Source organism: Comamonas sp. B-9 (assembly GCF_000410635.1).
Classification (GTDB): Bacteria; Pseudomonadota; Gammaproteobacteria; order Burkholderiales; family Burkholderiaceae_C; genus Comamonas.
The window spans coordinates 10,335-16,852 of the sequence record NZ_KE148540.1; the positions used below are offsets into that span (position 1 = coordinate 10,335).

The following is a 6,518-nucleotide window of genomic DNA, read 5'->3' on the forward strand; positions in this document are numbered from 1 at the left end:
TCAAGGACGGCGAATGCCTGGGCGCCGTGGGCGTCAGCGGTGTCAAGGCACCTGAAGATGCACAGATCGCCAAGGCGGGTATTGCGGCCCTGGGGCTGTAAGGCATAGCCCTTGCGCCTTGCCAAGGTGCAGAGGGCTCCGGCCCATCAACGACGAAGCGGCCATTGGCCGCTTTTTCGCGTCTGAATGTGTAGCTGGGGCGTCAAACCAGCGCCGGTGCGGGCGCCTGCAGAAAGTGCGTGGTGGGCGCCGCGCTGCCATCGTCGAGCATCAGCACCCGCTCGGGCCAGCGCAGCGCCGCGAGCTTGAAGTCCTGCTCGGGCGGCTGGCCGGCGAGCCGGGCCGTCCAGCGCGCGCCTACGGAGAAGTCCACGCAAAACACATTGCCGCGCAGGCCATGCCAGGCATGCGGGTTGATATCGGCGAACAAATCCTGGTCGCCCTTGCCCAGCACTGAGCGGTCGAGCTCATGGATGCGGCGCCAGTAGTGGCCGACGATGACGGGCGTGTTGTCGGTATACGCATCCCACCAGGCCACACGCTCGACAAAACGCCATTTGCCGCCGGCATAGAAGGGCTCGCTGCCGCGGCGCTCCACACCGCAGCTGAGCACCTTCAAGGGGTTGTACTGGGATTTGTTCAGCTCGCTGTCGGCATGCGCGGGCATGAACGGTGGGCAATGGGCGCCATCTTCCAGGTGGTAGGGCCAGGCCTGGTTTTCGGCCTTCAGCCGGGCCGGAATGCCCAGCGCCTTGGCGTGCAGGTAGGCCTCTTGCTCCAGGCGGTCATAGTCCTGGGCGACATGGCCGGGCCGCAGCGCGCGGGCCTGGTTGATCTTGTCGTCGATCCAGGCGGCATGGACGATGCGCAGGTCGGGCCGCTCCAGCGCGAGCGGCAGCTGGCGCAAAAAGGGCAGCATTTCGTCGTCAAAGGCCTGGTCCGCACGCACATAAGGCGCGTATTTGGGGTTGTCAGCCTCGATGCGCTCATCAAAGTACCAGCCCGAGCCGTCCTTGGCATCTTCGCGCAGCAGGTTGATTTCATGGTTGCCGAGCACCGCGCAGGCATGGCCGTTTTCTACCCAGCGGCGCACCAGCGCCAGCACGCCGGGGCTGTCCGGGCCCCGGTCGCAGAAATCGCCAACAAACACCAGCGTGCGGCCTGCCGGGTGGCCGCCATGGTCGTCATAGCCCAGATGCCGAACCAGCGACTCCAGTGCCTGGCGCTCGCCGTGCACATCGCCGATCACATCCAACGGGCCGGCGGGCAACGCTTGTACCAGGCTCATCGTCACAGTGTTCCGTCTTGTTGCAGCGCCCGGTGCTTGGGGCCCGGCGCGCCACAGATTGCTATTCGATGAAATCCATTTTGCATGAATTTGCTGCGCCGCACCAGCGTGGTGCCATCGGTGAGCGCCTCTCTCAGAAGAGCTGGCGCTGGTAGCAGACAAACGCAAAGGGCAGGCCGTTGCTGCTGGTGTGGCGCTCGCGCGAGACCTCCTGCCACTGGTCGCCGAGCACCGGCGCATAGGCATCGCCGTCAAAATCCTGGTCGATCTCGGTCACCCAGACCTCGTCGGCCAGGGCCAGCGACTGGGCATAGATCTGCGCACCGCCAATCACCCAGACGGGCTGGCCCAGCGCCTGGGCCGTGCTGAGTGCCTGCTCCAGATCAGCGGCGACATGGACGCGTTCGCTGGCCGGGCTGGGCTGCCAGCCGCTTTGGCGCGTGACGACCACGTTATCGCGGCCTGGCAGCGGACGAAAGCGCGGCGGCAGCGAATCCCAGGTCTTGCGGCCCATGACGACGGTGCCTCCCGCCGTTTTTTGCTTGAAAAAGGCCATGTCCTCGGGCAGGTGCCAGGGCAGTTGGTTGTCGCGGCCGATGACGCCATTGCGGGCGCGGGCAAAGATCAGATGGATACGGGCTGGGGTCATGGCGTGCGGGCCGCCCAACGCGCAATGGCGCGCCGGCAGGCTTGGTAGATGGGGTGTTCGATCGCGTGGTAGTACAGGGCCGACAGCGCGACCAAGGCCGCCAGCACCAGCAGCAGGCTGAGCGAGCGGTGGGGAATGTCGAGCGCCATCGATGTGATGGCGCGTTGCACGAGCTGGAACACCAGCAGATGCAGCAAATAGATTGCAAAGGAATAGTCGCCGAGCTTGGCGAGCAGCTGCCATGTCCGGTGCTGGGGCGTTGGCAGCAACAAGGCTGCCGCCACCAGGGCGGTGGTGGCGCTGCCTACCAGCAGCGCGCGGTCCGCCCAGTGGTAAAAACCGACGATGCCGGGCGCATACAAGGCGGCGGTGTGGCTGTAGTACACCGCTGTGGCGCCCAGCAGTGCACTGGCCAGCAGCCAGGCGTACCAGCGCTGCTGCGGGTAGCGCTGCAAAAAGCGGTACATGAAATAGCCGGCAAAGAATTCCAGCACCAGGGGCGCGGCATAGAACCAGATGAGTGGTGTGGTCTGCGCAAACATGTCCGGCCGGTAGCGGCCGGTGGCCGCGTAGTACAGCACCAGCACCACCATGGTCAGGCCCCAGGCAGCGAGGGCCCGGTCGCGCCAGGGCTTGGGCAAGAGCAGGCTGGCGCCAATGAGCAGGTAGAAATACAGCTCAAAGACCAGGGTCCAGGTCACCGCATTGATGTGCAGGCTGAAATTGGCCGGATAGAGCAGCGCCGACGACAGCAGGTTCACATCCGGCGGCATGGCACCCAGCGCCTGCAATCCAACGACGTAGAGCAGCATCGCCGGCCCCCAGCCGGTGTAGATGCGGGAAAAGCGGGTAGCAACAAATTGGGCGGAAGGACGCAGGCCGGTGGGTGTGTTGCTGGTGGCCAGCGCCATGATGACGCCGCTGATCACAAAGAAGATATCGACACCGACAAAGCCGCCCTCGGCAATGGCGCGCAGCCAGCCAGGAAGCTCGGGGAAGAAGCTATAGGTCCGCGCATGGTAGAGCGCCACCCACAGGGCGGCAGCAAAACGCAGAATCTGGATGGACTGGATCATGGCACGGTGGTGGGCGCAGGCGGTCAATGCCGGGCAAGCGCTGCAGCGGGCGCTGGGATGCGCATCCGCTAGCAGTGCTTGTCACTTGCGTGCCGGCAGGGGCGGTGTCCGTTCAGCGGAACAGCACGCCCGCTTCGTCCGGGTGCCAGGCAGGGTATTTTTCCATCACCTGCTCGAACAGTGCTGAATCGGTCAGACGCAGCAGCCAGGCTTGCAGATGGGGCCAGGGGTGATTCTGCCATGCAGCCTCATCGATGCCGGCAAACTGGCGCACAAAGGGGCGGATGGCCATGTCGGCCAGGCTCGGGTCGCGGCCAAACAGGTAGCCGGTCGCAGCCAGCTGCTGGTTCAGTGCACCCAAAAAGGCCTGGGCAGTGGCCGCTGCGGCAGCGGCGTCTGCTTGCGGGTAGCGGCTGGGGTATTTGCAGCGGTCCAGCGCCGGTTTGAATTCGCTGTCATGGCGGGCGATCAGCGCCTGCATCTCGCCCAGGCTGCCGGCGGTGGGGCTGAGCCACTGATCGGGGTCGTTCTGGCGCAGCGCCCAGAGCATGATCTCCAGGCTCTCTTCGAGCACCGTGCCATCGGCGAGCACTAGCACCGGCACGGTGGCCTTGGGCGATGCATCCAGTAGCGCCTGGGGCTTGTCCTTGAGGACGACCTCGCGCAGCTGGCAGGCAATGCCTGCATAGGCCAGCGCCAGGCGGGCCCGCATCGCATAGGGGCAGCGGCGAAACGAGTACAGCACCGGCAGGCCTTGCAAGGCCTGCTGCTGCGCGGCGATCTTTTGCTGGCGCGATTGCTGTGAGCTGGCCTGGGTGTGGCCCAGATGGGTGTCACCGCGCTCCTGCGCCAGGTCCATCTGCCGCTGGCGCTCGGCCAGCGACTGCAGTTGCTCAGGCGTGCGGCTGCCGTGGCAGTAGGGGCAGCTGACGCCGCGCACATAGTGGGCGTGGGCCAGCTCGGCCGCGCCCAGCGGCATGCGGCAGCTGCGGCACAGCTGGTGCGGGCCGCGCACCAGGCCGTGGCCGACCGAGACGCGCTCGTCAAACACAAAGCAGTCGCCCCACCACATCGACTCGTCCTCGGCCACCGTCTCCAGGTACTTGAGGATGCCGCCTTCGAGGTGGTAGACCTGGTCAAAGCCCTGGGTCTTCATGTAGGCGGTGGATTTTTCGCAGCGGATGCCTCCGGTGCAGAACATCGCCACCTTTTGCTTGCCATGCAGCGCGCCGCCGGGCTGGGACTGCTCGGCCACCCATTGTGGAAACTCGGTAAAGCTCTTGGTGTGCGGGTTGATTGCGCCCTCAAAGCTGCCAATGCCCACCTCGTAGTCATTGCGCGTGTCGACCAGCACCACATCGGGCTGGCTGATCAGCGCATTCCAGTCCTCGGGCTTGACATACTGGCCGGCATTGCGCGCCGGGTTCAACTCGGGCACGCCCAAGGTCACAATCTCCTGCTTGAGGCGCACGCGCATGCGGTAGAAGGGGTTGCTGTCGGCATGCGCCTCCTTGTGCACCAGATGGGTCAGGCGCGGGTCGCGCTTGAGCCAGTCCAGCACCGCATGCACATCGCCGGGCAGGCCAGCAATCGTGCCGTTGATACCTTCATGGGCGAGCAGCAGCAGGCCCTTGACCTGGTGCTGGTCACACAGCGCCTGCAAGGGCTGCTGCCACTGGGCAAACTCCGGCAGATCGATGAACTGGTAAAGCGCGGCGGTAAGGTATTGCTGGGACATGGAGAAAATCTGCGAAAAATGCGCGCCCGCAGGCCGTATTTTTCGGGGTAGTGCATAGGAAAAGCCAGGTGGACTGGAGAAGAGCCCTTCGATCCACCAACTTGGGGTGGCCCCATGGGACTGGCACCGGCAGGGTGGCCTGCGCAGGCATCCCCATGGCGGGCGGGCCGCAGTCCAACGGCTGAACATCGTACTGTATCTGAATCGCCCATTTCTAGACCTGGATCAGCAAAATGGCCCAGCGTGCAGGCGTAAAAAAGCCCGGCAGGGCCGGGCGGTGTTTGCGGCGCTTGCGCGCTTACCTCTGCCTGATCACTTGGGGCTCAGGCCCGTGATGTCGTAGAAGTTGATCTTGCCGCCGCCTTCAAAGACGCGGTCACCGGGGTTGATGCCCGCGGGGCAGGCGCCCAGATACTCGCCCTTGATATTGCGGGTGGTCTCTACCGTGCTGCCATCGGGCATCTGCTGCTTGGTGACCGACAGCACATGGAAGTTGTGCTGGAAGTCGCCGGTGATCTTGCGGCTGCTCTCGATGCGCTGCTCGGTCTGGCCGACCTTGCAGTTGGAGGTGAATTGCCAGCCATTGCTGTCCTTCAGGCTCGCGGTCTTGCATTGCTGCACATCGTACTTGGCCTTTTGCAGCTCACGGGTCTTGTAGAAGGTGTCCTTGTCCATGCAGTCCTGGAACTGGACGGTCTGGCCTTCCTGGTCCGTGGAGCTAATCTGCCAGTGGCCCGACTTGGGGCGGGGCAGGTCTTCGATGTCGCCGGTGGTGGCGCAACCGGCGGCCATCAAGGCGGCGGCCACGGCGGACAGGGAGGCGAGGTAACGGGTAGAAAGCATGGATGTCCTCTCGGTGGTTGTCATGCCGCATCGCTGCAGCGTGTTTTTGTACAAGAACGCGTCGTTACTTTATATCCTAGGCGGCGCGCTGCCCGCGCATTGTCTGACAAGGGCCGGGCCGCGTGTAGGAGAGCACCCGGCGGCGTGCTAAGGCAGCGCGGCAGCGCGCGTATCGGGGGGCTGCTCCTGCCCGCATTGCGCGAGCAGCCAGCGCTCAAAAGTCTGCATTGCCAACGTGGGGCTGCGCGATTTCAGCTGCGTGAGCCAGTAGCTGCCGGTGTCCAAGGTCTGCGCGAGCGGCGCGACCAGGCGGCCTGCCTGCAGGTCCCGGGAAAACAGGCGCAAGGGCAGCAGCGCGACGCCCAAGCCCTGCGCTGCCGCTTCGGCCAGCGTGAGGGATGAATCAAACACGGTGCCGCGCAGGCTGGGGCAGGCGAGCTTGTTCTGGGCGAACCACTGCTCCCACTCGCCTGCGCGGTAGGTGCGCAGCAAGGTCTCGCGCGCCAGGTCGGCCGGCTGCTGCAGGCGTGCGGCAATCGCTGGGGCGCACATGGGTGTGAGCGGCGCCTGCAGCAGCTGCCGGGCCGCCGTGCCATGCCAGGCGCCGTCGCCAAAGCGGATCGCGCAGTCCCAGCCTTCGCCCGCCAGGTCGACCCGGTTGTTGTGGGTGAACAGGCGCAGGTCGACAAAGGCATGGGCCTCCTGGAAGGCGCGCAGCCGGGGCAGCAGCCAGCCCACGGCAAACGTGCCCACGACGCCGACCGACAGCACCTCGTGCGGCCGCCGGTCCTGCACCTGGGCCATGGCGCGCGACAGGCTGCCAAAGGCCTGGGCCACTGCCGGCACCAGGGCCATGCCTTCATCGGTCAACGCCAGGCCACGCGGCAGGCGGCGAAACAGCGGTTTGCCCCGCTGGTCTTCGAG

General features: G+C 65.4%; 7 protein-coding genes and 1 pseudogene. 1 reads left to right on the forward strand and 7 read right to left on the reverse strand.

All coding sequences use genetic code 11. The features are described from left to right. Positions 1-101, forward strand: a 101-nt coding sequence (locus H928_RS33125) for a heme-binding protein (protein WP_239644915.1), incomplete at its 5' end; no start/stop codon positions are given. Between the two features lie 101 nt (positions 102-202). Here the strand turns inward: H928_RS33125 and H928_RS0108130 are convergent. The 7 genes and pseudogenes from H928_RS0108130 to H928_RS26800 form a co-directional block, all read right to left on the reverse strand. After that, positions 203-1,288, reverse strand: coding sequence for a metallophosphoesterase (locus H928_RS0108130; protein WP_021026031.1), 1,086 nt, complete (start codon positions 1,286-1,288; stop codon positions 203-205). Positions 1,289-1,421: 133 nt separating this feature from the next. Next, positions 1,422-1,937: a dihydrofolate reductase gene (locus H928_RS0108135; protein WP_027010695.1), complete on the reverse strand. Its 516-nt coding sequence runs from the start codon at positions 1,935-1,937 to the stop codon at positions 1,422-1,424. Beyond that, positions 1,934-3,013, reverse strand: a complete 1,080-nt coding sequence (locus H928_RS0108140) for an acyltransferase (RefSeq protein WP_043339305.1) — start codon at positions 3,011-3,013, stop codon at positions 1,934-1,936. The genes H928_RS0108135 and H928_RS0108140 overlap by 4 nt, the downstream gene beginning before the upstream one ends. Before the next feature lie 112 nt (positions 3,014-3,125). Next, positions 3,126-3,773 (reverse strand): glutathione S-transferase, encoded by a 648-nt coding sequence (locus H928_RS33130; protein ID WP_255343168.1) that lies wholly within the window; start codon positions 3,771-3,773, stop codon positions 3,126-3,128. Positions 3,774-3,836: 63 nt separating this feature from the next. Next, a pseudogene (locus H928_RS33135) lies at positions 3,837-4,940 on the reverse strand (rhodanese-related sulfurtransferase); the annotation flags it as partial. Positions 4,941-5,063: 123 nt separating this feature from the next. Beyond that, positions 5,064-5,594 carry a DUF3617 family protein gene (locus H928_RS0108150; protein ID WP_148293095.1) on the reverse strand — a complete coding sequence of 177 codons (531 nt, stop codon included), beginning with the start codon at positions 5,592-5,594 and terminating at the stop codon, positions 5,064-5,066. 147 nt (positions 5,595-5,741) lie between these two features. Then, on the reverse strand, positions 5,742-6,518 hold a 777-nt coding region (locus H928_RS26800), incomplete at its 5' end, for a LysR substrate-binding domain-containing protein (protein WP_148293096.1).